This window comes from Euzebyella marina, assembly GCF_014855515.1.
GTDB classification, from domain to species: domain Bacteria; phylum Bacteroidota; class Bacteroidia; order Flavobacteriales; family Flavobacteriaceae; genus Euzebyella; species Euzebyella marina.
The window spans coordinates 671,486-696,043 of the sequence record NZ_JACYFK010000001.1 but is presented as its reverse complement, the minus strand read 5'-3'; the positions used below and the strand labels follow the sequence as shown (position 1 = coordinate 696,043).

19 protein-coding genes and 1 tRNA gene are annotated in these 24,558 nt (G+C 40.0%); 8 read left to right on the top strand and 12 right to left on the bottom strand.

Features of this window, described 5'->3' with window-relative positions; all coding sequences use genetic code 11:
• The first annotated feature begins 60 nt into the window (after nucleotides 1-60).
• Both IL356_RS02700 and IL356_RS02695 read left to right on the top strand, forming a co-directional pair.
• Nucleotides 61-717, top strand: a complete 657-nt coding sequence (locus IL356_RS02700) for a metal-dependent transcriptional regulator (protein ID WP_121847332.1) — start codon at nucleotides 61-63, stop codon at nucleotides 715-717.
• Complete coding sequence (locus IL356_RS02695) at nucleotides 717-1,541, top strand: ZIP family metal transporter (protein ID WP_225621371.1); 825 nt, start codon at nucleotides 717-719, stop codon at nucleotides 1,539-1,541. The genes IL356_RS02700 and IL356_RS02695 overlap by 1 nt, the downstream gene beginning before the upstream one ends.
• A gap of 35 nt (nucleotides 1,542-1,576) precedes the next feature.
• On the opposite strand, the gene IL356_RS02690 is transcribed toward IL356_RS02695, so the two are convergent.
• From IL356_RS02690 to IL356_RS02675, 4 genes are all read right to left on the bottom strand, one after another.
• Nucleotides 1,577-2,710, bottom strand: a complete 1,134-nt coding sequence (locus IL356_RS02690; RefSeq protein WP_225621370.1) for an efflux RND transporter periplasmic adaptor subunit — start codon at nucleotides 2,708-2,710, stop codon at nucleotides 1,577-1,579.
• Nucleotides 2,711-2,727: 17 nt separating this feature from the next.
• Entirely contained in the window at nucleotides 2,728-7,080 is a 4,353-nt protein-coding gene (locus tag IL356_RS02685) for a CusA/CzcA family heavy metal efflux RND transporter (RefSeq protein ID WP_121847334.1), read from the bottom strand.
• 76 nt (nucleotides 7,081-7,156) lie between these two features.
• Nucleotides 7,157-7,558, bottom strand: a complete 402-nt coding sequence (locus IL356_RS02680) for a hypothetical protein (protein WP_121847335.1) — start codon at nucleotides 7,556-7,558, stop codon at nucleotides 7,157-7,159.
• A 166-nt stretch (nucleotides 7,559-7,724) separates the two neighbouring features.
• Nucleotides 7,725-10,349 (bottom strand): MGH1-like glycoside hydrolase domain-containing protein, encoded by a 2,625-nt coding sequence (locus tag IL356_RS02675; RefSeq protein WP_121847336.1) that lies wholly within the window; start codon nucleotides 10,347-10,349, stop codon nucleotides 7,725-7,727.
• Nucleotides 10,350-10,544: 195 nt separating this feature from the next.
• On the opposite strand from IL356_RS02675, the gene IL356_RS02670 reads away from it, so the two are divergent.
• From IL356_RS02670 to IL356_RS02660, 3 genes are all read left to right on the top strand, one after another.
• The gene (locus IL356_RS02670; protein ID WP_121847337.1) at nucleotides 10,545-10,976 is read left to right on the top strand and encodes a hypothetical protein; all 432 of its coding nucleotides are present in this window, start codon (nucleotides 10,545-10,547) and stop codon (nucleotides 10,974-10,976) included.
• A 112-nt stretch (nucleotides 10,977-11,088) separates the two neighbouring features.
• On the top strand, nucleotides 11,089-11,451 hold the full coding sequence (locus tag IL356_RS02665; protein WP_121847338.1) for a nuclear transport factor 2 family protein: 363 nt from the start codon (nucleotides 11,089-11,091) through the stop codon (nucleotides 11,449-11,451).
• A 76-nt stretch (nucleotides 11,452-11,527) separates the two neighbouring features.
• Nucleotides 11,528-11,914 carry a DUF423 domain-containing protein gene (locus tag IL356_RS02660; protein WP_121847339.1) on the top strand — a complete coding sequence of 129 codons (387 nt, stop codon included), beginning with the start codon at nucleotides 11,528-11,530 and terminating at the stop codon, nucleotides 11,912-11,914.
• Here IL356_RS02660 and IL356_RS02655 read toward each other — a convergent pair.
• From IL356_RS02655 to IL356_RS02635, 5 genes are all read right to left on the bottom strand, one after another.
• A complete protein-coding gene (locus tag IL356_RS02655) occupies nucleotides 11,911-13,464 on the bottom strand; it encodes a carboxypeptidase-like regulatory domain-containing protein (RefSeq protein WP_121847340.1) in 1,554 nt (517 codons plus the stop codon). The two genes, IL356_RS02660 and IL356_RS02655, sit on opposite strands and share 4 nt — an antisense overlap.
• 121 nt (nucleotides 13,465-13,585) lie before the next feature.
• Nucleotides 13,586-13,726 carry a hypothetical protein gene (locus tag IL356_RS02650; protein WP_162987785.1) on the bottom strand — a complete coding sequence of 47 codons (141 nt, stop codon included), beginning with the start codon at nucleotides 13,724-13,726 and terminating at the stop codon, nucleotides 13,586-13,588.
• Between the two features lies 1 nt (nucleotide 13,727).
• Nucleotides 13,728-15,953 carry a ferrous iron transport protein B gene (feoB, locus tag IL356_RS02645; RefSeq protein WP_121847341.1) on the bottom strand — a complete coding sequence of 742 codons (2,226 nt, stop codon included), beginning with the start codon at nucleotides 15,951-15,953 and terminating at the stop codon, nucleotides 13,728-13,730.
• Nucleotides 15,950-16,195, bottom strand: a complete 246-nt coding sequence (locus IL356_RS02640) for a FeoA family protein (protein WP_121847342.1) — start codon at nucleotides 16,193-16,195, stop codon at nucleotides 15,950-15,952. The genes feoB and IL356_RS02640 overlap by 4 nt, the downstream gene beginning before the upstream one ends.
• A gap of 65 nt (nucleotides 16,196-16,260) precedes the next feature.
• Nucleotides 16,261-16,935, bottom strand: coding sequence for an SCO family protein (locus tag IL356_RS02635; protein ID WP_121847343.1), 675 nt, complete (start codon nucleotides 16,933-16,935; stop codon nucleotides 16,261-16,263).
• A gap of 159 nt (nucleotides 16,936-17,094) precedes the next feature.
• Here IL356_RS02635 and rseP point away from each other — a divergent pair, with 159 nt between their 5' ends.
• The 3 genes from rseP (at nucleotide 17,095) to IL356_RS02620 (ending at nucleotide 20,214) form a co-directional block, all read left to right on the top strand.
• On the top strand, nucleotides 17,095-18,450 hold the full coding sequence (gene rseP, locus IL356_RS02630; RefSeq protein WP_121847344.1) for an RIP metalloprotease RseP: 1,356 nt from the start codon (nucleotides 17,095-17,097) through the stop codon (nucleotides 18,448-18,450).
• Nucleotides 18,451-18,526: 76 nt separating this feature from the next.
• Nucleotides 18,527-18,600 (top strand) — tRNA-Asn (locus IL356_RS02625).
• Nucleotides 18,601-18,834: 234 nt separating this feature from the next.
• Entirely contained in the window at nucleotides 18,835-20,214 is a 1,380-nt protein-coding gene (locus IL356_RS02620) for an arylsulfatase (protein WP_240467927.1), read from the top strand.
• Nucleotides 20,215-20,269: 55 nt separating this feature from the next.
• Here IL356_RS02620 and IL356_RS02615 read toward each other — a convergent pair whose 3' ends face one another.
• From IL356_RS02615 to IL356_RS02605, 3 genes are all read right to left on the bottom strand, one after another.
• Nucleotides 20,270-22,063, bottom strand: coding sequence for a prolyl oligopeptidase family serine peptidase (locus IL356_RS02615; protein WP_121847346.1), 1,794 nt, complete (start codon nucleotides 22,061-22,063; stop codon nucleotides 20,270-20,272).
• A gap of 10 nt (nucleotides 22,064-22,073) precedes the next feature.
• On the bottom strand, nucleotides 22,074-23,327 hold the full coding sequence (locus IL356_RS02610; RefSeq protein WP_121847347.1) for a mechanosensitive ion channel family protein: 1,254 nt from the start codon (nucleotides 23,325-23,327) through the stop codon (nucleotides 22,074-22,076).
• 107 nt (nucleotides 23,328-23,434) lie between these two features.
• Nucleotides 23,435-24,553 (bottom strand): glycoside hydrolase family 88/105 protein, encoded by a 1,119-nt coding sequence (locus IL356_RS02605; RefSeq protein WP_121847348.1) that lies wholly within the window; start codon nucleotides 24,551-24,553, stop codon nucleotides 23,435-23,437.
• Nucleotides 24,554-24,558: the final 5 nt, after the last annotated feature.

The following is a 24,558-nucleotide window of genomic DNA, read 5'->3' as shown; positions in this document are numbered from 1 at the left end:
ACAAAACTAAAAATTTGTTTTTAGTAATAAAAATGTATTTTTACATAATTAAAAATAAAGATGACCCTTTCAGAGGAAGATTACATAAAGGCGATATATCATTTAGGAAAAGGGGAAAACACCACCGTTTCAACAAATGCGGTCGCGGAGCAAATGGATACCAAGCCGTCTTCGGTCACCGATATGGTCAAGAAACTGTCGGAAAAAGGGCTGCTGAACTATCGACCTTATAAGGGGGTCAGTTTAACGGAACATGGCCAGAAAACTGCTTTGACCTTGGTTCGAAAGCATCGTCTTTGGGAGGTTTTTTTGGTTGAGAAGCTGGGTTTTTCTTGGGATGAAGTTCATGAAGTCGCCGAACAACTGGAACATATTAAAAGTGAAAAGCTGATAGATAGCTTAGACAAACTTCTGGATTACCCTGAAGTGGATCCCCACGGCGACCCTATTCCTTCTAAAAAAGGCGAGTTTAAAAAAGCGATTAAAAAATTATTGAGCGAAGTACCTATTGGTAAAAGCGGTATTTGTGTGGGAGTGAAAGATTCTTCGGCCCCTTTCTTAAAGTTTCTTGACAAGAACAATATTGCTTTGGGCGATTCGGTGAAGGTTTTGGACAAAGAGGAATTCGATGGTTCGCTGCATGTTAGAATTTCAAATAAAGACATTCATATCTCTCAGCAAATTGCATCGAACCTATATTTAAAAATTACGGAATAATGATTCGACAGGTTATTGATTATTTTGAGTCTATAGACCCCGTTCTGGCAGCATTTTATGCTACCGTTTTTACTTGGGGTCTAACCGCTTTGGGGGCATCATTGGTCTTTTTGTTCAAGACCATGAACCGGGCGGTTCTTGATGGCATGTTAGGTTTTACCGGTGGGGTAATGGTAGCTGCCAGTTTTTGGAGTCTTTTGGCCCCGGGTATCGAAATGAGCCCTGGCGAGGGTTTTGTAAAAGTAATTCCTGCAGCAGTGGGCTTCTTGTTGGGTGCCGCCTTTATTTTCGGGCTTGACAAAATCTTACCGCATTTACACATCAACTTCAAGGAAAGCGAGGCGGAAGGTGTCAAAACACCGTGGAGGCGTACCACCCTTTTAACGTTGGCCATTACGCTACATAACATTCCCGAGGGGTTGGCCGTAGGTGTACTTTTTGGTGGTGTCGCAGCTGGTTTTGAAGGTGCTTCCATTGGTGGGGCAGTTGCCTTGGCTTTGGGCATTGGTTTACAAAATTTTCCGGAAGGTTTTGCGGTAGCCATGCCATTGCGCAGACATGGTCTAAGCCGTACCAAAAGCTTTATGTACGGTCAGGCCTCCGCAATCGTGGAGCCATTGGCAGGCGTATTGGGTGCGTGGGCAGTCCTGACTTTTGAACCAATTTTACCTTATGCCCTCTCTTTTGCGGCAGGGGCCATGCTTTTTGTAGTAGTAGAAGAAGTGATACCCGAAACACAGCAAGATAAATATACCGATATTGCCACAATGGGCTTCGTAGGCGGATTTATCATTATGATGACCCTAGATGTTGGTTTAGGTTAAAGCGACACCCAAAGGGAACTCACAATTTTTTTATTTCATTCCCCTATCAAATTAAAAGCACCGCTTATTAAATATTGTGATGAGGTGTCTATTTTTTGCTCTTCTTCTAAAGAAATGAAGTTATCAAATACATCTCCAGTTTTCAATTCAATCTGCTTAAAGTAATAAATGTCTTCTTCCTTTTTTTCAAGAGCTAGAGCGTACTCTTTTGTGTCAAAAAGCACTAAGGCCGGCGAAGGAAGGGCTTTTTTTTCAACAGTGCCCACAACAATTTTGGCATTAACGAACATACCGGTCAAAAATTGATGTTTTGCTTCATTCTTAAGGTGTGCGTGAACCTTTATAGTTCTATTCTCATTTATTGAAGTTCCGATAAGGTAGACTTGAGCGTAGAATATAGAATCGGATGCTTCTGGTATCTTAAATTGAATTTCTTGTCCCTTTTTAATTTTCATGATATCTTTTTCAAATACAGAAAGTTCAAGATGAATGTGATTGTTGTCTATAATCTCTAGAATTGACGACGCAGGAGATACATAAGAGCCCTTGCTTACATGGATATCGGTAATACTACCGCTAATCGGGGCAAATATCGAAGTGACACTTGAAATATTTCCTTTTTCGACTTCTGAAGGAGAAATATGAATCATCACCAATTGCTTTCGAAGACTGGCGTAGCGGGCATGGGTGGTTTTGTACTCACTTTCAGCTCGTAGAAAGTTCTTCTGAGAAGTAATGTTTTCCTTTTTCATCAAAATTTGCCTTTCGTATTCTGATTTTAAATAAGTCAATTGTTCTTTGGCTTCTAAGTATTCTTGTTGGAGGGTGATAAATTCAGGGTTTTCAATGGTCACCAATAATTGGCCTTTTTTAACTTGATCACCTACCAATAGAGGTGTACTCATTATATAGCCGCCCATGGTGGCGTTTACGATAGCCTTTTTTTCTGGTGGAACATCGATACTACCATTGGTATCTATGGTTTCAAGAAAAGCTTTGTTTTCAATGCTTCCCAGACGCATTTCTCCCTTTTCAAACTGATTTTTGGTAACGGCAATCAAATCGTTAGAAAAGCTTTTGTCTTTCTGGCTGTTATCATAGGTATTTACAGTGTTGTCTCCGCAAGATGCTAGTATAATGACTATGAGTATGTGATATAAATTTTTCATAATAAATATTCTTTTTACTAAAGGTTTAGGTAGTTGATTTCAAGTATAACTTGATTATAAAGGTTCAGGTTCTCTAAATACTCTAATTGTATTTCATAAGCATTTTCCAAGCTTTGTATGTACTGAAAAAAGTCGATTTCGCCATTTTTGAAGGAAATAATAGCAGTCTTTAAAATCTGATCTGAAAGGTGGGTTCCTTCTTCTTGAAAGTAAGCTAGCGTCTTGCTATATTTTTTCTGTTCTTTCAGAAGCTGACTGTACTTGATCGAAAGGTTCTTTTGATATTCTTTTGATTCTTCCAGTATTTTTAATTCAGAAATTTTTAGAGCTTTAATTCTTGATGAATTACCTGAAAAAAATAGCGGAATCTTAACTCCCACTTGATAGCCAAAAAGATTGCCGTTGACTGCACTGTTGGTGCCCTGAAAGTAATTGAGGGTTATATCAGGTAGCATTTTGTGGGTTTCGAGTAGTTTTTCTGCATGAGCCACGCCAATCAGCGATTCATAATAGCCCGCCTCTATAGTTTCTCTGGGATTGACTTCATTTAAGCTTAGCTCTTTTAAAGGAATGATATCTATTCTTACCGAATCGGATAATTGAATAAGGCCAAGAATTTCTGAATAGGCTAGAGATACATCATTTTTAGCTTTATCAAGAGCTATCTGAATGCGCCTGTGTTTAGAGGATGCCGTTATTTTCTCTAAATAATTGGTTTCGCCAAGTTCAAATCGTCGTTGTGCTATTCGGGCAAAGTCTGTATATAGGCTATCCAGTGTTTCATAGATTTCTTCTTTCTTCATTTGGTGAAGAAATGTGAAATATGCTGATGAAACTTCTTTGGTCAAAAGCTTTTTCTTTATTTCATAATTTTTTTCGGAAACCTTCAAATGCTTTTGGTTTACAGATTTTTTACTGAAGTAGACTGTCGGAAATAAAAAGTCTTGTTGAATTCCCCAAACGTTTAGTGGTAAATCACCCCTACTTAGATTGTTTTGATCGTATTGGTAATAAACTTGGGTTTTGTCGAAGTTAAAGGCATTGCCTACAAGTGCCGCCGCTTTATTTTTTTCCAATTCGGCTGATTTCAGGCCAGAATTGTTCTTAACAGCTGTATTGATTAGATTTTCTAAATTCATTGAAGTTTCCTGCGAATAAGACGATAAAGCTGAAACTAAACATAATAGAAGAAAACCGATTTTACTCTTGAATGTAGTTTTAAAATGGATTTTCTTTCCGCTAATTAAGATCGAATAAAGAACAGGAAGTACCAAAAGGGTCAAGAGTGTAGAACTAACAAGGCCACCTATAACTACTGTGGCTAAGGGTCTTTGCACCTCTGCCCCGGCGTTTGTAGATACTGCCATTGGCAAAAAGCCCAAGGCAGCAGCAGCAGCGGTAAGCAGTACTGCCCGTAGCCGGTCTTGCGCACCCTTTTTAATTATTGTTTCAATATTCTCAGCGCTTTGCTTCTGCAGTTCTTTAAAATGCTCTATCAAAACAATGCCATTCAGTACGGCAATACCAAAGAGTGCGATAAAGCCGACCGCGGCCGAAATACTGAAAGGCATACCCCTCATCCATAAAAATAGAATTCCGCCAACTGCTGCAAGTGGAATCGCTGAATAAATTAAAAGGGCTTCTTTGACCGATTTAAATGCAAAGTAGAGCAGAATGAAAATGAGTACAAGGGCGATAGGCACGGCAATCAGTAATCTCGACTTGGCACTTTGAAGATTTTCAAACTGACCGCCGTACGTTATATAATAGCCTGTTGGTAGTTCAAGATTGTTTTCGATAAGTGTTTGAACATCATCGACCACAGATTGAAGATCTCTGTCCCTAACATTGATGCCTACTACAATTCTTCTTCGAGTATTATCACGAGAAATTTTTGCCGCCCCTTTTTGATAGCTGATATCCGCTAATTCGCTTAAAGGCACCTTATTACCACTTGGGGTGTCTACATAGAGGTTTCTTAAGTTATTTAAGCCGGTTCTTTTTTCGGCATCAAGACGTACTACCAAGTCGAACATTTTTTCACCCTCGAACATATTTCCTACGATTCTTCCGGCAAAGCCCATTGATATCATATTATTAAGGTCTTCGATATTAAGGCCGTAGCGAGCAATTTTTCTTCGATTGTATTTGACGTTCATTTGTGGTAGGCCTACTATTTTCTCAACAGTAATATCGGCCGCACCCCTAACGTCTTTTATGAGGTTTTTGATTTCATTGCCCTTTTTGCTTAACAGATCAAGATTTTCTCCAAAGATTTTGACTGCTATATCAGAACGTACACCCGTTATTAACTCATTAAAGCGCATTTCAATGGGTTGGGTAAATTCAACACCTATTCCGGGAATCACTGAAAGTGCTTGCTTGAATTTATCGGCTAATTCATCTTTAGTTTCGGCAGACGTCCATTCTCCTTTAGGTTTTAAAGTGATAATTACATCGCTTTCCTCCATAGACATTGGGTCTGTAGGAACTTCCGCCGCCCCGATCCGTGTGACCACCTGCTTAACTTCTGGGAATTTTTCCAGTAGTATACCTTCCATTTGAGTAGTCGTTTCTATGGTTTTCCCAAGAGAGGTTCCCGTTTTAAGAACGGGTTGTATAACAAAGTCTCCCTCATCAAGGGTCGGAACGAACTCACCTCCCATTTTTGAGAAAATGAAAATACTGAATACTAATAGAATCAATGCTAAGGCAAGCACCAGCTTTTTACTCTTTAATGCCCAGTCTATTATTGGTTCGTATGTTCTGTTTAACCAACCGACCAATCTAGAGGAAATGCCTTTCTTACGATGTGGGATACCCTCCGATAAACGTTTGGAAGGTTTTAGAATAAGGGATGCCACAGCTGGAACATATGTGAAACAGAAGACCATGGCCCCAAGAAGTGCAAAGCTAAAAGTGAGTGCCATTGGCTTGAACATTTTACCTTCTACACCGCTTAACGATAGAATTGGAATGAAAACTATGAGAATGATGAGCTGACCAAAAATGGCCGAGTTCATCATTTTTGCTGCACTTTGAATAGTAATAGCATCTTTGCGGGCTTTAAGTTCATTTTTAGATAGTTTCGACAATTCCGAACTTTTAGAGGCAATCTGAAAGGCAATGAACTCGACTATTATCACTGCTCCGTCAATGATAATACCAAAATCGATGGCCCCTAAGCTCATTAGGTTAGCGTCTACACCAAAAATATACATTAAGGAAAGTGCGAAGAGTAAGCATAGCGGAATTACCGAAGCCACTACCAGCCCTGACCTAAAATTCCCTAGAAGCAAGACCACTATGAAAATAACAATGAGAAAACCAAGTACTAGGTTTTCAGTTATGGTAAAAGTTGTTTTTGCAATAAGCTCACTTCTATCTAAAACAGGATTGATATAAACCCCCTTAGGCAAAAGTTCTGAAATTTCTTCTACCCTTTGGTTTACGGCGTCTATTACTTTCTTAGAGTTCGCATTTTTTAGCATCATAATTTGACCTAACACCTTTTCTCCCTCACCATTGCCTGTTATGGCGCCGAAACGGGTGGCACTACCATAACCTACCTTTGCCACATCTTTGATATAAACAGGAAGACCATCTTTAACCGTTACCACAATATTTCGAATATCTTCAAGATTCTCGGTGAGACCTTCCCCCCTTATAAAGTAGGCTTGGTTCTCTTTTTCAATGTAGCCGCCGCCTGCCACATTGTTGTTTTTCTCCAGAGCCATGAAAACGTCTTGAGTAGAAATGTTCATGGCATTCAATTTTTCGGTTTTAATGGCCACCTCGTATTGTTTTAAAAAACCTCCCCAAGTATTGACCTCAATGACTCCTGGTATACCGGATAGTTGTCTCCTTACCACCCAATCTTGAATAGTTCTTAGTTCAGTGACATCATACTCGTCTTTATAAGCCGAGTCAACATCTAAAACATATTGGTATATTTCACCTAAACCGGTAGTGATTGGGCCCATGTCCGGTGTTCCGAAACCATTTGGTATCTTTTCTGAAGCAGATTTTATTTTCTCGGCAATGAGTTGTCTAGGCAGAAAAGTGCCCATGTCTTCTTCAAATACGATGGTCACAACAGAAAGTCCGAATTTGGTAACTGATCGTATTTCTTCAACTCCGGGTAGATTAGACATTTCAAGTTCTACGGGATAGGTAATGAACTGTTCCATATCTTGAGTAGAAAGATTTCTGGAGGTGGTTATTACCTGAACTTGGTTGTTAGTTATATCGGGCACTGCTCCGATAGGTATTTTGGTTAGTGCATAAATTCCGTAGCCGGCTATGAAAAAGGTGAATAGTATCACAATAAGTTTATTGCGAACACTAAAATTTACTATTGATGTAAGCATAATTAAGCATAATCCGATTAATAAAAATAGGTCAAGAACCCATGGGGCAATTGAACAATTTGATGTCAGAATGGAATTATGCTAAGCGAGGCGGTTGAAAAGGTGCGCCGAGGGTTAGTGAATGATAAGAGTTGATGTAGAAAAAATTATCATCTTCCCCTGCAATAGGTTGCTGTTCTCGAGCGTCATAATTTTCAAAATCGGCAGTGATAACAGAGGGTAAGTTGTTGAATTGACTGTGCTGTTGAAAAGGAAGCTTTTCGTGGTCTTTTTGTTCTTCTTGATGTTTTTGACTGTGCTCACTTTTTAATTCGCCATAATGCTTGGAGAGGAACACGAAAAAGTTGTCACCATACGCTTCCGCATGGAATTTAGCATGGGTGATTAATTCATCTAATACCACAAGATCATTGGCGTGAAAGCCGAAACTCTGGATTAGAACCAGGGCAGAAATCGTTATGGATACAAACTTGGCCATACTTGGCACTAAAGTTACTACATTTTAAAATGGTCGAATGTAAATTTATTGAGAGTAATGCAGTTGCACACATAATTTAGAGCAAATCTAAATTTTATCAAGGAGTTATAATCGATACAAAATATAATTAGGTAATGCCACAAATAAAGGTATATACCACAAACTTTTAACGATTAATCTCTTCAATTAAATTGGCTACAAGGGCAGTCCACCCGGTTTGATGAGATGCGCCTACCCCTCGGCCATTATTGCCGTCAAAGTATTCATAGAACAAAATCAAGTCTTTAAAATACTTATCAGTATATATCTTATCATATAAGGCGTTCACCGGCCTTTTACCATCTTCGTTGGTCTTAAAAATTGCAATGAGCCTTTTACTGATTTCAAAAGCAATTTCCTTTAGATTCAAATAATTATCACTGCCCGATGGGTATGCAAATTTTAAATTATCATCAAAGTGGTTGTGGTATTCTTTAAAGGTACTTATGAACAAATAGTTCATAGGCATCCAGATAGGTCCACGCCAATTTGAATTTCCTCCAAACAAATCTGTGGTCGATTCTGCGCATTCGTAATTAATACTATAGTTGGCCCCATTAATGTTCACGTTATAAGGTTCTTCGTGTAGTTTAGATAATGACCGTATGCCGAATTCCCCCAAAAACTCCGATTCATCTAAAACACTTTCCATCAAAACGTTCAAGCGTTCTCTGGGCACAAGCGATAATAGTACGTCTTTATCAGGTTCATATTCCTCTATCACCTGATATTTATTATTTTCCATACGGTATTTGCGGTACCATGCCATACTCGACTTAAACCTTGGTAGTTGATCCAGAGATTCTTTTCGAATGTTCAGTACGGCAGCTAACGATAACAAACCTGAAATAGAGCGCACCTTAATGGGTATGCGTTCAGTGTTCGGTAGAATAAGGGTGTCGTAAAAGAAACCATCTTGCTCGTCCCAAGAGCCTGCAGACCCTTCCGAGATTTTGTTCAGCGCCTCGGTGATAAAGCAAAAGTGGCCGAAATACTTGATGCACATATCTTCAAAACTGTGGTCTACCTTCGCTATTTCAATGGCCATTTCCAACATATTGAGGCAATAAAGTGCCATCCAAGAAGTACCGTCTACTTGTTCTAGAACGCCTCCACCGGGCACACCGTTGCTACGGTCAAAAACCCCGATATTGTCCAATCCCAAAAAACCGCCTTCAAATACATTATTATTAAGGCTGTCTTCTCGGTTGACCCACCATGTGAAGTTCAAAGCGAGTTTATTGAACATGCGTTTTAAAAAATCGATGTCACGATTTCCCGTTTTTCGCTGTTCCATTTGATAGATTTGAATGGCTGCCCAAGCCTGCACCGGGGGGTTTACATCGCTAAAATTCCATTCGTAGGCAGGTATTTGTCCGTTAGCGGCCATGTACCATTCTTTGGTGAAAAGCAATAGCTGTTTCTTGGCAAACTCGTGGTCGACCATTGAGAACGTTACACAGTGAAAGGCAGAATCCCAAGCCGCGAACCAAGGGTATTCCCAAGCATCGGGCATTGAAAGTATATCGTGGTTACGAAAAGTTTTCCAACTACTGTTGCGCCCATACTTTCGCTCATGAGGTGGTGAACTTTCAGGGTCGCCGTTTATCCACTGTTCTACCTCATAATTATAATATTGCTTTGTCCATAGTAGGCCAGCAAAAGCCTGCTTTTGAATTTCTCGTTGCTCAGGGGTGGAATTCTCGGTTAAATCGTTTAAAAACTCACTTGATTCATTGATTCTCGAATTGAAAATATCATCAAAAGAATTGTCAAAAGGCGATTCAATAGGTGAGCTTGACAAACGCAGTTTAAGTGTTACGGTTTCGCCGGCACCGATTTCCAACTGATATAAAGGCGAAAACTTTGTACCGTGGTTACGTTCAATGGCCTTCGAAAAATCATGCGTTGTCACCGCCTGATGAAAAAGGTCTTTTTTATAGGGGTGATCATTTTTATCGTTGTAGACCAATTCACGATTGGTTTCGTTTTCGGTAAAAAGGCATTGGTTGGGTTCTTCAAAATAAAGATGGTATTTGCCAACGTATTCATGTTCAATAAAAACGGAATTGGCGTCTTTTTCATCTTTTTTGATAATTGGTTTTTGTTGCATGCCCGTGAAACTCCAAAAGTTGCGGATCCATAGTGTGGGTAATACGGCGATGGCCGATTTTTTTGGGCCTCGGTTGCTTACGGATATTTTTATCAACAGGTCTTCTTCATCGCCTTTGGCATATTCGGTGTAGACATCGAAATACTCATTGTTGTCAAAAATACCTGTATCTAAAAGTTCATACTCCTTATCAGTTTTTGACTTTTTCCTGTTTTCCGCGACCAATTTATCATAAGGATATTCGTTTTGGGGGTATTTGTACAAATGCTTCATGTACGAATGTGAAGGGGTATTTTCGAGGTAGTAGTACAATTCTTTTACATCTTCACCATGATTGCCTTCCGGGCCGGTAAGCCCGAACATTCGTTCTTTTAGTATGGGGTCTTTACCATTCCAGAGAGCGACGGCAAAGCAGATATTGCAATACCTGTCAGATATTCCGGCTATGCCGTCTTCGCCCCATCGGTAAGTGCGACTTCTTGAGTGGTCATGGGGGAAATAGTTCCAGGCGTCACCATTTGCGCTATAATCTTCACGAACCGTTCCCCATTGGCGCTCACTAAGGTACGGCCCCCATTTAAGCCAATCTTTTTTCTTGGTGTAGTGCTCTTCAAGTCTATTATTTTCCGCATTGTTCATGTCCTTCTTACCTTTTATAAATGGTACGCTGAAGATAAAGAATGATTTTCGGGCTATTCGTATGTTTTAACTTTAATAAATGCCCCGATTGGTTCTATTTTCAACCAGAGGTAATATTTGTTTGACGGTGAAAAATTTTAAGTGCTTTTGTACGTTTGTATTAATAGAATCGAGAATACAAGAAAGTAAAGAGTTATGGAGAAAAACCGAGGCTGGTTTTGGAATGTTTTGGCCATTATAACTGTTATCATATGCCTTTTCACGTTCGTTTTACATTTCAAAAACTGGACTTCAACTGACAGTGAGGGTTTTAGAGTAGTTTCGGGCTTCTACTACCAAAAGATTAAATACTCTGAATTGGATAGCGTAATAATGGAGGAAAGAATTCCGCCGATGGAACGTTTAAATGGTTTCTCCGCCTTGGAAAAAGAGAAAGGCGTCTTTCGTGAGTTTAAAGACTCTCTCACGGATAAAAAGGTATATGTATTCGCTGATAATATTGAGCATTCAAAAATAAAACTCGTCCATCACGATTCAATAAAGCTGTTTGTCAACCTTAAAGACTCGCTAGAAACAGACCAATTGTTTCAGTTACTTTCTTCAAAAATACCTGTTGAACCCAACTGATTGCGTCAGCCCCGATTTTCCATTTTAAAATAACTTTAAATTTGGTGTTACAGTGTTGTGCCTAAATAGGGTATAGCGTAACTTGTTGTGGCAACTAATTAAATAATGTTATATGAAAACGAGTGAGATTGCCTCAAAACTGGTTTCTTGGTGTAAAGAAGGAGATTTTGTAAAACCTTATGAAGAATTATACAGCGATAAAATCGTAAGTATTGAAAACGACGGAAAAGGAGAAGGCGGGTATGTTGAAGGTCTTGAAGGAATCAAAAAGAAAGGCGAATGGTGGGAAGCCAACTTTGAAGTTCATGATAGCGAAGTATCAGACCCTCTCGTGGCAGATAATTGGTTCTCGGTAAAGTTTGATCTAGACACTACCCATAAGCCATCAGGGCAACGTTCTAAAATGTCTGAAATTGCAGTTTACGAAGTAAAGGACGGTAAGATCATAAAAGAGCAATTTTTCTACGACGAGTAAGAAGCTGTTCAAAAATTAAAGGCCACCTAGAAAACAAGGTGGCCTTACCAATAGGTTGTTATCTTTGCCAAAAAAGATGGTTCTATTCGCGCAGGTTTTTGGTTCACTATTTGGTTTGTTAGCTGTTGTTTTCGGTGCTTTTGGTGCCCATGCCCTAAAGAAAACCTTTACCGATGACCAATTGAAAAGTTTTGAAACAGGTGTGAAATACCAAATGTACCATGCTTTGGTATTACTTATGCTGGGGTTCAATTTCAACCTTGATACCGGCTATCAAAAAGCAATGATCTATTGCTTTGTAATAGGTGTATTTTTATTCTCTTTTAGTATTTACGGATTGACCTTAACGGGGTCTAGAGGCAACAAATGGAAGTTTTTGGGGCCTATTACTCCACTTGGCGGACTTCTATTGGTAGGCGGTTGGGCACTTCTAATTTATAATTTAGTAGGTAATTTCATTTAATCGCCCAACTCTACTTCTGATGTGAATTCTTTGATAGCCTTGTTGGGCTCGATAATATTATAACCTTTCCAAAACTCAGGGTCGTAGTTGGGCATATATTCGGGCAGTACATTATTATTCTCCTTGAAATAATCAAATTGTTCAGAATTGATCGGATTCTCGTCAAAAACAACTAGCTCATAACTATTGATGTTGCCAAAAGAAGCATCTATCTTCAGCTTTAATTCATTTTGTTTTCTTCTGCCCTTTACATTTTTGTTTTTTTCAATGATGGCTAAAGGTCTATTGAACCCGGCTTGCACCCCTTTGATTATATTATAATATCTCAAATGGTATTTTTGGTCGATTCCCTTAGCGAAAATAATGCTTCCTTTTGCCAAGTATTCTTTGAAAGACACCCCTAGTAAACTAAAGTCTCTAAGTGGTTCTGTGTTTTCAAAATCCATACGAATAAGAGCAAAATCGTCTGAATTGATATATAACGTTCCTTGAAATTCAGGTGAACCATCGGGTTCAAAGTTGATAACATATACCGATTGGTCTCCGATATAGGTGAAGTTCTCAAGCGACAAGTTATACCTTCGAGGCTTGAATAAGACATTGTAATCGGTATCATCGAAAATAGGGAGATTGGCGAATAGGTTTCCTAGAGTTTCCCGTTTGTATTTCAAGAAAAATTTTCGGCGGTCTTCTTTCTGTTTTCTTTCTTGCTCGAGCTTTTCGTTAAGTGCCGCAGCATCTGACGAATCGATTTCTTCCTCAAAAAGGTCGCCCATATCTTCCGGGTCTATTTTCGTGCCAAAGAGACCGGATTTCACTTTGAAATAAGAATCAGTCTTTATATTCTTTTTGACAATCTGATTGAATTTTTCCTCCAGTTTTTCTAAATCAATATCCTTGTTTTTGTCATAAAGCTCTGAAGCTTTGATCAGGTCTAGTTTTTGCTCATCGGCATCATCACCTCCGTATAAATCGCCCAACATTTCGGTGTAGTACGTATTCTCTTTGGGCACGGTGCTTACAACGCTATCCAGAAAATTACGGTTAAAGGCATCTATAGATGATTTCTTTATCTCATAGTTGGTCTTTAGAACCCTATTTTGATAGGTCTCGCGAAGAAATACGCGTTTCTTGGTGAGCTGGGTATAGTAGTTTTTTTTCAAGTTATCTTCGACCAGTTCAATTATTTCTTTTGGCGTATAGTTTTTGTTCGATACGATAACCTCTTTTAATTCAATAGCCTTAGGTTTTATGAAGATAAGACTGTCGGTAAACTGTTCAAGTGGTTTGCCAATGCTTTCATACCCGATACAGGAAATAAACAGAGAATCGGTAGGTTTTATGCTCTCATCCAAAGAAAATTTGAAACGACCTTCTTCGTTGGTTATCATGCCCCGGTTGTTCAATTGTACCGTTACGTAGGGGATGGGTTTAAGGGTAGAAGAATCGACGACTACAGAAGAAAGTGATTGCGCATTTGAACAGGCAATCGCCAGTAAAATAAAAAGCGTAAATAGTTGCTTCACAGTTCGCTTTGCGGTTTTGGTCATTCAAAAGAAATAATTGACCACGAACCTACCGCCTTTTTTTGATTTCGTTAATAGCGATTTATTCTTTTTTTAACTCATAAACTACTAACGCTGTGGTGTTCATTGGCAGTATAGACGTCTGTCAATCACAACCACAATCTGTAGAGCCACAAGCTTTTTTCTTCTTTTTACCGCTTAAAAAAGAAATGGGATAGATGAATTTATGAACCAAGTAAAGTACGGCGAAGCCTAGAATAATAAAGGCGATTATCTCTTGTATCATATTATTTCAATGTTTGATAGGCTACCAAAGCCATGAGGTAGGCGATGATACTCATAGAAATTAACTGATATGCAGGCCATTTCCAAGAATTTGTCTCCCTTTTAACAATTGCCAAAGTGCTCATACATTGCATTGCAAAGGCATAGAACAACATAAGCGATATTCCCGTTGCTAGATTAAAGACCGGTTTTCCACTAGGTCTTACTTCAGCGGCCATTCTATTCTTGATTGTTTCTTCTTCATCGCTTCCTACACTATAAATGGTGGCCAAAGTACCAACAAATACTTCTCTGGCTGCGAAAGAAGTGATAACGCCTATACCTATTTTCCAATCATAGCCCAGAGGGGCCACAATGGGTTCAATGGCTTTTCCGGCATAACCAATAAATGAATTTTCAAGTTGAAAACTGGCTATTTCCTGCTCAACGGCAGTATTGTATAAATCTTCGTTTTCGTCTTTGATAAGTTGTCGGGTCGACTTTAAATCAAAATTCAAATCAATAGCCTCTCCCTCCCCACTTTCTTCACTATTTAGGTTCTTGGCGATAAACGTTTTGGTAAACGGAGTGAACCCTTCTTCTTCGATTCTGTTGGTTACAATTTCTTCCGCATTATAAAACTCTTTGGTAAAACCGTAGGAACCCAAAAACCATAACACAATTGAAATTGCCAGTATGATTTTACCTGCACCTAAAACGAAACTTTTGGTTTTCTCAACAACGGTATAAAGAACGTTTTTAAAGAGAGGCCAACGATAAACAGGCATTTCTACCATAAAAATCGATTTACCTTTGATCTTTAAAAACTTGTTCAGAACCATGGCCGAAAGCACGGAAGCTGCGAAGCCAATCAAGTAAAGCGACATAAGGGTCAGGGCCTGATAGCTAAAACCCAAAACAGCCCCTTCTGGAATGACCAGCGCAATCAAGATCAGATACACCGGTAACCTAGCGGAGCAGGTGGTAAAGGGCACCACCAGAATGGTAATCAACCTTTCTTTCCAGCTATCAATGGTTCTGGCTGCCATTACAGCAGGAATGGCACAGGCCGTACCCGACATAAGCGGCACTACACTCTTACCGGTAAGACCGAAAGGTCGCATAACCCTATCCATCAAGAATACAACACGGCTCATATACCCGGACTCTTCCAAAAGAGCCATAAAAAGGAAGAGAAAGGCAATTTGAGGAATGAAAATAACGACACCCCCTATGCCCGCGATAATTCCCTCTGCAAGCAAATCGGTCAATATGCCGGGGGGAAGGTTGTTGGATGTCCATTCCGCCATAGCGGCAAAACTTTCGTCAATCAGATCCATAGGGTAACCGCTCCACTCATAAATAGCTTGAAAAATAAGCATGAGTATCGCTATGAAAATAACATAGCCCCATATCTTATGGGTAAGGATTTTGTCGAGGTCGGCCCGAGGCCCTTTGGCGTTTCTAAAATCTATCTTATAGCTCTCTTTAAGCGTACCATTGATAAATTGATATCTAAGAACCGTTTCTTTGTGCTGAAGGCGCTTCAGGTCTGCCTTTGATTTTGACTTTAGGTTATCAAACTCGCTTGGATCTTTCTTGGTTAAAGGCGAGAAATTCACATCTTGAGTCACCAGCAGCCATAGTTTGTAGGCCTCATAGTCGGGAAACAACTTCTCTAAATGCGAAAAATAGGTCGGTTCAATAATCCTGCAATCTATACTCGGCTCATCTGAGAGCTCTTTGTAATTGTGAATGAGTTCTTTTAACCTCTCAATACCCTCTTTTTTTCTTGTGCTTACCAAAGCTACTTTGGTATTCAATTTTTCCTCCATAAGGGGAATGTCCAATGTAATGCCCTTTCGAGACATTCGATCCGACATATTGATTACCAATATGGTGGGTATTTGTAAATCTTTGATTTGGGTGAAGAGGAGCAGGTTTCTTTTAAGATTTTCTACATCGCACACCACTACGGCCACATCAGGATAATCTTTATTGGTATTATCCATCAAAATTTCAGCAACAACACTTTCGTCGGCGGAAGTAGTATTGAGACTATAGGTGCCCGGTAAATCTAAAATATGAGCTTTCGTGCCGCGAGGCAATTTGCAAATACCTTCTTTTTTCTCGACAGTGATGCCAGGGTAATTACCAACTTTCTGATTAAGGCCGGTTAATTGATTGAAAACGGAAGTTTTTCCGGTATTAGGATTGCCGATGAGGGCAACGTTAATGTTTTTACTCATTGTTGGTGGTCCGCTTCAATAAGGTCTAGCTCAATCTTTTGGGCCAAATCTGTTCTAATGGCAATGTGCGAACCGTTAACATTAATATAGATGGGGTCGTTCAAGGGTGCTCGCTGCACCAGTTCTACCGTATTGCCCGGCAAACAGCCAAGCTCGAGAAGTTTAATGGGCAGGTCGTTATCGGTAAAATCTTTGATGACTCCTTTTTGTCCTTTCTTTAATGTGGCTACAGTAATTGACAAACCTTATTTAGATTTATTAAAAGTAAGAGCAAAAATAAGGTAATTTATCTATCTGCACGTGCGAATTAGTTATTATATGAATTCTTTAGTATCCTTAGGTCATTCATTAGCTCGTCAACATCCTCACTCTTAGTGCCATCGTAGAAGCCCCTGATGCGTTTTTCCTTATCTACCAGAATAAAATTCTCAGTATGTATCATGTCGTAGGGTCCGCCATCACCATCGGTCTTTACTGCGAGGTACGATTTTCTGGCAAGCTCATAGATTTGTTTTTTATCTCCTGTAACCAAGTTCCACTTCGAATCATCGACCCCTTTTTCCAAAGCATATTTCTTCAGTTGTGCCACCGAATCTATTTGGGGGGTTACCGAATGAGATAAGAGCATTACATCACCTTGGTCTTTGATCCGCCTTTGTATATCGGCCATATTTTTGGTCATAATGGGGCATATGGTAGGGCATGTGGTAAAGAAAAAATCGGCAATGTAGATTTTCTGGTCGTAGTCTCTTTGCGTAATGGTATCACCATTTTGGTTGATGAGTTCAAAATCGGAGATGGTATGGTACTTTTTTCTGAATTGAACGGTACTGTCGACCAATTCTGAGTTGACCATTGATGGTTGATAGATGGTCAACATTTTTTTAGGCTGTAATGCGTCATAAAAAAGATAAATAATAACGGCAGATAGTATCACTAGAACGATACCGAACAGTTTAAACTGTGCCAAAAACGAACGCATAATCTTTTTGACAAAGATACGTTAGTACAGTGAAGCATTCAAGGTATGAACACTATAGGCGTACTAAATGTTTCTTAAAAACTATTTGCACATCAACTTTCCTTTTTTTTTAGAGGTGGTAAAACCTTACTTTTGTGCGTTTAATTTTAGAAAATATAGATGGATCCCATATTGATCAAGACCATTCAATTCTTTTTAAGTCTTTCGCTTTTAATCGTACTTCATGAATTGGGTCATTTTATTCCAGCTAAGCTTTTCAAGACCAGAGTAGAGAAATTCTACTTGTTTTTCGATATCAAGTTTTCCCTTTTTAAAAAGAAAATAGGAGAGACCGTTTACGGTATTGGGTGGCTACCTTTAGGTGGTTATGTGAAAATCGCGGGTATGATCGATGAGAGCATGGATACCGAAGCTCTTAAAGAAGAACCGAAAGAATGGGAGTTCAGGAGTAAACCGGCTTGGCAGCGCCTAATTATTATGATTGGCGGGGTTACCGTTAATTTTATACTGGCCTTTATTATTTATATAGGATTGGCCTATACGTATGGTGAGCAAATCATACCGGCCGATAGCCTTAAAGATGGGGTAAGGGTCGTTGAGCAAGAGATTGGCGACCAATTGGGTATAAAGACAGGCGATAAGATTTTAGCGGTCGATGGTAACAAGATTGAGGATTTCAATACTGTTTTCATGGAAATCATCAACGGTAACTCCATTACTATTGAGCGTGACGGTCAAGTGATGGAAAAAGAGATACCCGTAGATTTTATTTCTACATTGATAGATGATAAGGATAAGGCCAGGTTTCTTAGCTTTCGTCAGCCCTTTATCGTTCAGGAAATAGCTCCTGATTCGCCCAATAAAGGTGCTGACCTTCAAAAGAATGATGTGCTGGTGGCCATAAATTCGCAACCAGCCACTTATATGGATGAGGTCGTTCCTATTTTGGAGGCCAATAAAGGAAAAAAAGTTACCCTTACCATTAAAAGAGAGAATGGTGCGACCAAAAAGGTCGATGCCCAAGTTAGCGACGATGCCAAAATAGGCGTAGCTATTGCTACGACCATGAAAGAGTATGAGCGTATGGGTTATTTCAGAATCGAGACCCGTAAGTATTCTTTTATGCAGGCTATTCCTGCTGGTATCGATCGTGGTGTAGGTACCGTAACGGGGTATCTGAAGCAATTAAAGAAAATTTTCAACCCAGATACCGGTGCTTATAAGGGAGTAGGTGGTTTTGCGGCTATTGGCGGACTTTTTCCTGATTCTTGGGATTGGGAGATTTTTTGGAGTACCACAGCCTTCTTATCAATTATGTTGGCCGTTTTAAACCTTTTGCCGATACCAGCTTTGGATGGTGGACATGTCATGTTCCTTCTTTATGAAATAGTTACAGGCCGTAAACCGAGCGATAAATTTTTAGAGTACGCGCAAATGATCGGGTTCTTTTTATTGTTAGCGCTTATTCTCTTCGCCAATGGTAATGATTTGTATCGTTGGTTGACCGATAAATAGATTAAAAAATTTGTTGGGCACAAATAAAAAAACATTTATATTTGCACCCGCTTTAAGAGATTAAAGCATCATATTTTCCTCCTTAGCTCAGTTGGTTAGAGCATCTGACTGTTAATCAGAGGGTCCTTGGTTCGAGCCCAAGAGGGGGAGCTTAATTATAGAAAGCCTTTCGAGAAATCGAGAGGCTTTTTTTTACTAACTAAGTCTATAAAGCCCATGAACTGAAACTATTATATTTCATATCTTCCATACGCAATAAAACCAAGGTTATAATCCTTCACAATTTTTTCCATGCGTATACTTCTATTAATAGTGCTATCAGGGTTTATCTTTCTTTCATGCAATTCCGGTAAAAAAAATCGCGACGCTCAAAACCAAGAAAAAGTGGAACGAGTTGAAAAGCCAAACGTTATTTACATTCTAGCCGATGATTTGGGTTACGGAGATTTGGGTTGCTACGGCCAAACAAAGTTCGCTACTCCGAATATTGATAAATTGGCCCAGAAAGGAATGCTATTTACCCAACACTATTCGGGTAGTACCGTTTGCGCCCCTTCTAGATCGGCTTTGATGACCGGTATGCACACAGGCCATACCGTTGTTAGGGGCAATAAAGAGGTAAGGCCCGAGGGGCAACATCCGATTCCTGATAGCACCTACACCTTGGCTGAAGCATTTAAAAGCGCGGGGTATCAAACGGGAGCCTTTGGTAAGTGGGGTTTGGGGTATCCCGGATCGGAAGGTGACCCGACAAAACAAGGTTTTGATACTTTTTTCGGATACAATTGTCAACGTTTAGGCCATAATTATTATCCGAGACATTTATGGTCTAATAATGATTCCTTAATTCTGGAGGGCAACCACGGTACCAAAAAGGAGGTCTACGCCCCTAATTTGATTCATGAAAAGACCCTTGCTTTTATAGATGAGAATAAAGAGAATCCATTTTTTCTATATGTTCCGTCTATAATTCCACATGCAGAGTTAGTGGCCCCTGATAGTATTATGAACGCTTTTCGGGGTAAATACGACCCTGAACATCAATTTCAGGGAGTTGATGAAGGACCGGATTATAGAAATGGGCCGTACGGAAGTCAAAAGGAAAGCCATGCCGCCTTTGCCGCTATGGTTTCGTTGTTAGATTTGCAAGTAGGGGAAATTATGGATAAGGTAGAAGAACTTGGTTTGACAGATAATACCATCATTGTCTTTACATCCGATAACGGGCCGCATCAAGAAGGTGGTGCTGACCCTGATTATTTTGACAGTAACGGGCCTCTAAAAGGGTATAAGAGAGATTTATACGAAGGTGGTATTCGGGTGCCTATGATTGTCAGTTGGCCGGGCGTGATTGATGAAGGAAGCAAAACCGATCACATTTCAGCTTTTTGGGATGTTTTTCCAACCTTGACCGAGATCTTGAAAATTGACTCCCCTAATAATATCGACGGAATTTCCTTTTTGTCTACCCTAAATGGGGATAGTGAAAGCCAGAAAGAACATGAATACCTGTATTGGGAGTTTCATGAAAAAGGAGGTAGACAGGCCGTTCGTATGGGAACTTGGAAAGCCGTTAAATACGATGTTTTCAAGGGAAAGGAATCTAAAATTGAACTTTACGATCTGGAAAACGATTTACAAGAAGAGAATAATGTGGCTGCTGATCATCCGGAAATTATAAAAGAGATGCAAATGATTTTAGACTCAGCCAGAACCCCATCTTCAGTGTATCAGTTTTCGCAAACGGGTTATTTAAATCCTTAGTAATTTCTTTCTTTATCCTATGAATATTTAGAGAAGATTTTCTTGCCAATGAGTATCACTCCCTCCCCAACTTTTCCACAACACTTTGAGGTACTTTTAAAACGGTGCCGTGGCGGGTACCTTCCGGAAAGCTGATTTGGTCGCTGATATCTTCCCATTCTTTTAAATCTTTAGAGCGTACCGCACCGTATTGGTGGTCTATGTATTTGTCAAAATACACTACCCAATGCCCGTCTACCATGGCAGCGGTGGGGCCTTCTGCCCAATAATTTCCAGTTATGGGTTTGCTAGCAGCACTATAAGGGCCTGTAAGCTTATTGGCATAGGCAATTTTTATGTTCTTTTCCGCAGGCTCTCGGGTTTCATCCTTTAAAAACATCACGAATTGGTCCCCATGCTTTTTAATGCTGGAATCAATGACATTAAAACCGGGTTCATACAGGAGTTGGGTATCGCTAAAATTTTTAAAATCTTTTGTGGTTACATAGTACATGCGATGGTTATAGCCGCTTTCTTCTTTTGATTGGGTTTCCGGAAATTTCCCTTCAATGGTACTGGCCCAATAAATCATATATGTTTTGGTGTCGGAATCATAAGTAATTTCCGGAGCCCATGTATTTCTGGCTTTAGGTTCATGGGCCATCACGGGAATGAACTGCTGCTCAGACCAATTGATCAAATCATCTGAATGAGCATAGCCAATTCCACGGTCCGTCCAACTAACTGTCCAGACCATGTGGTACTTATTGTCCCCTCCTTTAATTATACAAGGATCTCGCATTAGGGAATCTTTACCTACTAAAGGTGTTAAGAACGATTGGTCGTTCTTTAGCGTTTTCCACTTAAGGCCGTCGTCACTTTGCGCAAAATGGAGACCGTCTTCTCCATTTCCCTTAAAATAAGAGAATAGGTAGATTTCCTTTTTGACAATATATTCATGGGCCCGAAGCCAATGCTCCAAATCGTCAGGCCAATACTGGTTGGTACCCACAACGCCAAGACCCATACCGTGCCTTCCTTTTTCATATAGGTGCATTTCGGCATCCACTTCATTGTTTTTAAGAGCCAAATAGTAGTTAATACTGTTCTCTACCGGCACCGCTTTATCGACCGTGGTATGAATTAGAAATGTGGGTGGTGTTTGTTTATTTACCTGTTTCTCGTTCGAATACTTCTGAAGGTCTTCTGCATTGGCATTTTCTCCCAATAGATTGGTACGAGAACCCATGTGGGTGATGTTCTCATCCATGGAAATGACAGGGTAAACCAAGATAGAGAAGTCAGGTCGGGCACTTGCCGTATAGTTTGAAGTATATACCTGGTCGTTGTAGTGGGTGGATAGAGTGGAAGCCAAATGACCTCCTGCAGAAAAGCCCATAATGCCTATTCTATCTGGCTTGATTTTCCATTCTTTTTCTTTCGAACGTACCATTCTCATAGCTTCTTGTGCATCTTGCAGCGGACCGACCGATTTATTTTTCATCGTTCGATCGTTAGGCATGCGGTATTTAAGAACAAATGCCGAAATACCTAAGGTATTGAACCAACGTGCTACTTTATGACCTTCTTTTTCGATGGCCAAATGTGAATAGCCACCACCGGGGCAGATAATGACAGCTGTACCAGAATTATTTTGCTCATCTGCCAGATAGATACTTAACTCGGGTTTAGAAATTTTGCTGTAACCCCGAATCTTACCTTGACTATCGTACTGCACTTCTTCTTTAAAGGAAGTGTCTTCAATAGCGTCAGGTGCTCCTTTAGGCCAAAGATTAATAGTCTCTTGGGCTTTGACGTTTAACAAAAGGAGTATCGCTAAGAAGGGTAATGTGTGACGGAGCTTTTTCATAGTTCTCGGTTCAAGTTTGTGGTATAGGTGGAAATGAGAGCGGAAACTCATACAGTTCTAAATCGAAAAATGGCAGTGCAGACATCAAATGATCAAAAATATCGGCCATAATGTATTCATAATTCTCCCAGCGTTTGTCGCTGCTAAAGACATATATTTCTAAAGGAATACCCTGTGTCGTAGGTGCCAATTGGCGCACCATAAGGGTCATGCCTTTGTTGACCGCCGGGTGGTTTTGAAGATAGTCATTTACATACTTTCTAAAAACACCAATGTTGGTAAGAGTTCTTCCGTTGATTGCCAAGCTTTTGTCGATGTTGTTCGAATCGTTGTGCGCGTTTATCTGTTCACTTCGGGTGTTGAGGTAGGGTTCTATAAGTTGAATCTTCTTCAAGGCTTCTATGTCTTCACTAGTTAAGAAGCGAATGCTTTTCTGGCTGATGATCAGGGCCCTCTTAATTCGCCTGCCTCCCGATTCTTGCATGCCGCGCCAATTTTTGAACGAATCCGATATCAATGAATAGGTAGGAATGGTGGTTATAGTCTTGTCGAAATTTTGAACCTTTACCGTAGCAAGGGTTATTTCAATTACATCTCCGTCGGCCCCATATTTTTCAAAAGTAATCCAGTCGCCGATTCGAACCATATCATTGATACTAACTTGTATACTCGCCACCAAACCAAGAATGGAATCTTTAAAAATTAAAAGTATAACAGCAGAACCCGCACCCAATGCGGTGAAGAATTTGATAAACTCTACTTCTGTTATAATGGCTATAATGGTGAGCACACCTACAAACCAGGCGAAAATCATAAAAACCTGTATGTAGCTATCCATCGGTTTATCACGAAACCTAGGCTTTGTTTTCAAGTAGTCGTTGATACTTCTAAATATGCTTTTGACGGTAAAGAGTGTTAGAAATACAAAGAGTATGCGCAACAATTTGAAGACGATAGTGCCTGCATATTCAAAATCGACCATAGCAAAAGGCACGATTTCAAATAGTATGGCCAAGGGTAAAATATGTGCTACATATCTGGGTACTTTATTGGCGACTAAAAAGTTATCGAAATTGGTCTTTGATTTTCGGGCCAACCTTAAAGAAACGGAACGCAGAAGCTTCCAGATAACCATGTCTAAAAACCATGCAAGAATCAGGGCCGCCAATAATAACACGAACATGTTCAGGTAGGCGGCAGAACTTTCGTTCATACCCATTTCCAAAAAATACTTATAAAGCAAACGCGGTAATCCGTTATCCATCAGGAAAATTTTAATCTTGAGGGAACAAAAATACATCTAGAAAAGCAATGCAAGTTTTTTAAGGGCGGGTATAACAAAAATTTAAATATTCGAATCGGACAAAGATTCTACTTCATTTTATAGATTTCACTACCGGCCAAAAGAAAACACCCGAGACCGTAATCTTCAAAATCGGGTACCTTGTCATAAGATAGTGGCTGACCATCTTTGGGCTCTTTTCCGGTGGACTGTAAATAACCCAGAAAGCCGTTGTTGTGAAGCCCGTCTTTTATCATGGCCTCCCATGCTTTTTTAATGACCGGCAGGTAGGTGTCCCTATCCAGAATTTCATTATTTACGCCGTAGGCCATGGCAAAGGTGAAAAGTGCCGTGCCCGACAGTTCTTTGCCACCAAAGTTTTTAGGGTCATGCAAGCTTACGTTCCAAAAACCGTCTTTTCTTTGAATGGGAATCAGTGCCTTGGCCATAGTTTTAAAGTCATCGATGTACTGGTCTCTATGAGGAGCGCTTTCCGGTATAATGCTCAATACCTTTGCTAAAGCGCCAATTACCCATCCGTTACCGCGGCTCCAATACGAATCTTCACCGTTAGGTTCGGTATAAGGTGGGTCAAAATCTGCATCACGCCACCATAGACCGTCCTCAGCATTAAAAAGCCCTTTCTCGCCATGCTCGTTTCTCGTGAACATATACATTTCATACATTTTTTCATAGTACCGCTCGTCGTTCTCAAGAACACCCATTTTGGCAAATACGGGCATACCCATTTGTATGGCATCTATCCACCACCAATCATCAACTTGCGGGGTGTTTAAAAGCATATTTAGCGTGGATCTGGTGGCCTTTAATTTTTTCGAATCGGGCTCTAGGTTATAGAGGTCTATGTAGGTTTGGGCGGCGCAGTAATCATCGGCATTTCGGTTGGCCGTGCCATAGCGAAAGCTCCAGTTATGAAATTCGGCCCAGTCGTATGCGTATTGGTAATACTCTTCCTTTGGCCAGATTCCGTAAAGTGCCATTAGCCCTTCGTAGTAAACGGCGCGCGTCCATATATTACTCGGACGTTCTTTGTTCGTAACAATGGTCTTGCCCACATCTGGCCATTTTTGCATGAAATAGGCATTGGCCAATTCCATGTTTTTAAGAACTTGTTCACGGTCAAAAGTTTGTGCTTGAACCATTGCTAATGCAAATAAGGCCAGTAGTGATGATAATACTCTTTTCATTATGC

Coding starts and splice junctions, on each gene's coding strand:
- IL356_RS02700 (WP_121847332.1), top strand. CDS start 61: ATGACCCTTTCAGAGGAAGATTACATAAAGGCGATATATCATTTAGGA.
- IL356_RS02695 (WP_225621371.1), top strand. CDS start 717: ATGATTCGACAGGTTATTGATTATTTTGAGTCTATAGACCCCGTTCTG.
- IL356_RS02690 (WP_225621370.1), bottom strand. CDS start 2,710: ATGAAAAATTTATATCACATACTCATAGTCATTATACTAGCATCTTGC.
- IL356_RS02685 (WP_121847334.1), bottom strand. CDS start 7,080: ATGCTTACATCAATAGTAAATTTTAGTGTTCGCAATAAACTTATTGTG.
- IL356_RS02680 (WP_121847335.1), bottom strand. CDS start 7,558: ATGGCCAAGTTTGTATCCATAACGATTTCTGCCCTGGTTCTAATCCAG.
- IL356_RS02675 (WP_121847336.1), bottom strand. CDS start 10,349: ATGAACAATGCGGAAAATAATAGACTTGAAGAGCACTACACCAAGAAA.
- IL356_RS02670 (WP_121847337.1), top strand. CDS start 10,545: ATGGAGAAAAACCGAGGCTGGTTTTGGAATGTTTTGGCCATTATAACT.
- IL356_RS02665 (WP_121847338.1), top strand. CDS start 11,089: ATGAAAACGAGTGAGATTGCCTCAAAACTGGTTTCTTGGTGTAAAGAA.
- IL356_RS02660 (WP_121847339.1), top strand. CDS start 11,528: ATGGTTCTATTCGCGCAGGTTTTTGGTTCACTATTTGGTTTGTTAGCT.
- IL356_RS02655 (WP_121847340.1), bottom strand. CDS start 13,464: ATGACCAAAACCGCAAAGCGAACTGTGAAGCAACTATTTACGCTTTTT.
- IL356_RS02650 (WP_162987785.1), bottom strand. CDS start 13,726: ATGATACAAGAGATAATCGCCTTTATTATTCTAGGCTTCGCCGTACTT.
- feoB (WP_121847341.1), bottom strand. CDS start 15,953: ATGAGTAAAAACATTAACGTTGCCCTCATCGGCAATCCTAATACCGGA.
- IL356_RS02635 (WP_121847343.1), bottom strand. CDS start 16,935: ATGCGTTCGTTTTTGGCACAGTTTAAACTGTTCGGTATCGTTCTAGTG.
- rseP (WP_121847344.1), top strand. CDS start 17,095: ATGGATCCCATATTGATCAAGACCATTCAATTCTTTTTAAGTCTTTCG.
- IL356_RS02615 (WP_121847346.1), bottom strand. CDS start 22,063: ATGAAAAAGCTCCGTCACACATTACCCTTCTTAGCGATACTCCTTTTG.
- IL356_RS02610 (WP_121847347.1), bottom strand. CDS start 23,327: ATGGATAACGGATTACCGCGTTTGCTTTATAAGTATTTTTTGGAAATG.
- IL356_RS02605 (WP_121847348.1), bottom strand. CDS start 24,553: ATGAAAAGAGTATTATCATCACTACTGGCCTTATTTGCATTAGCAATG.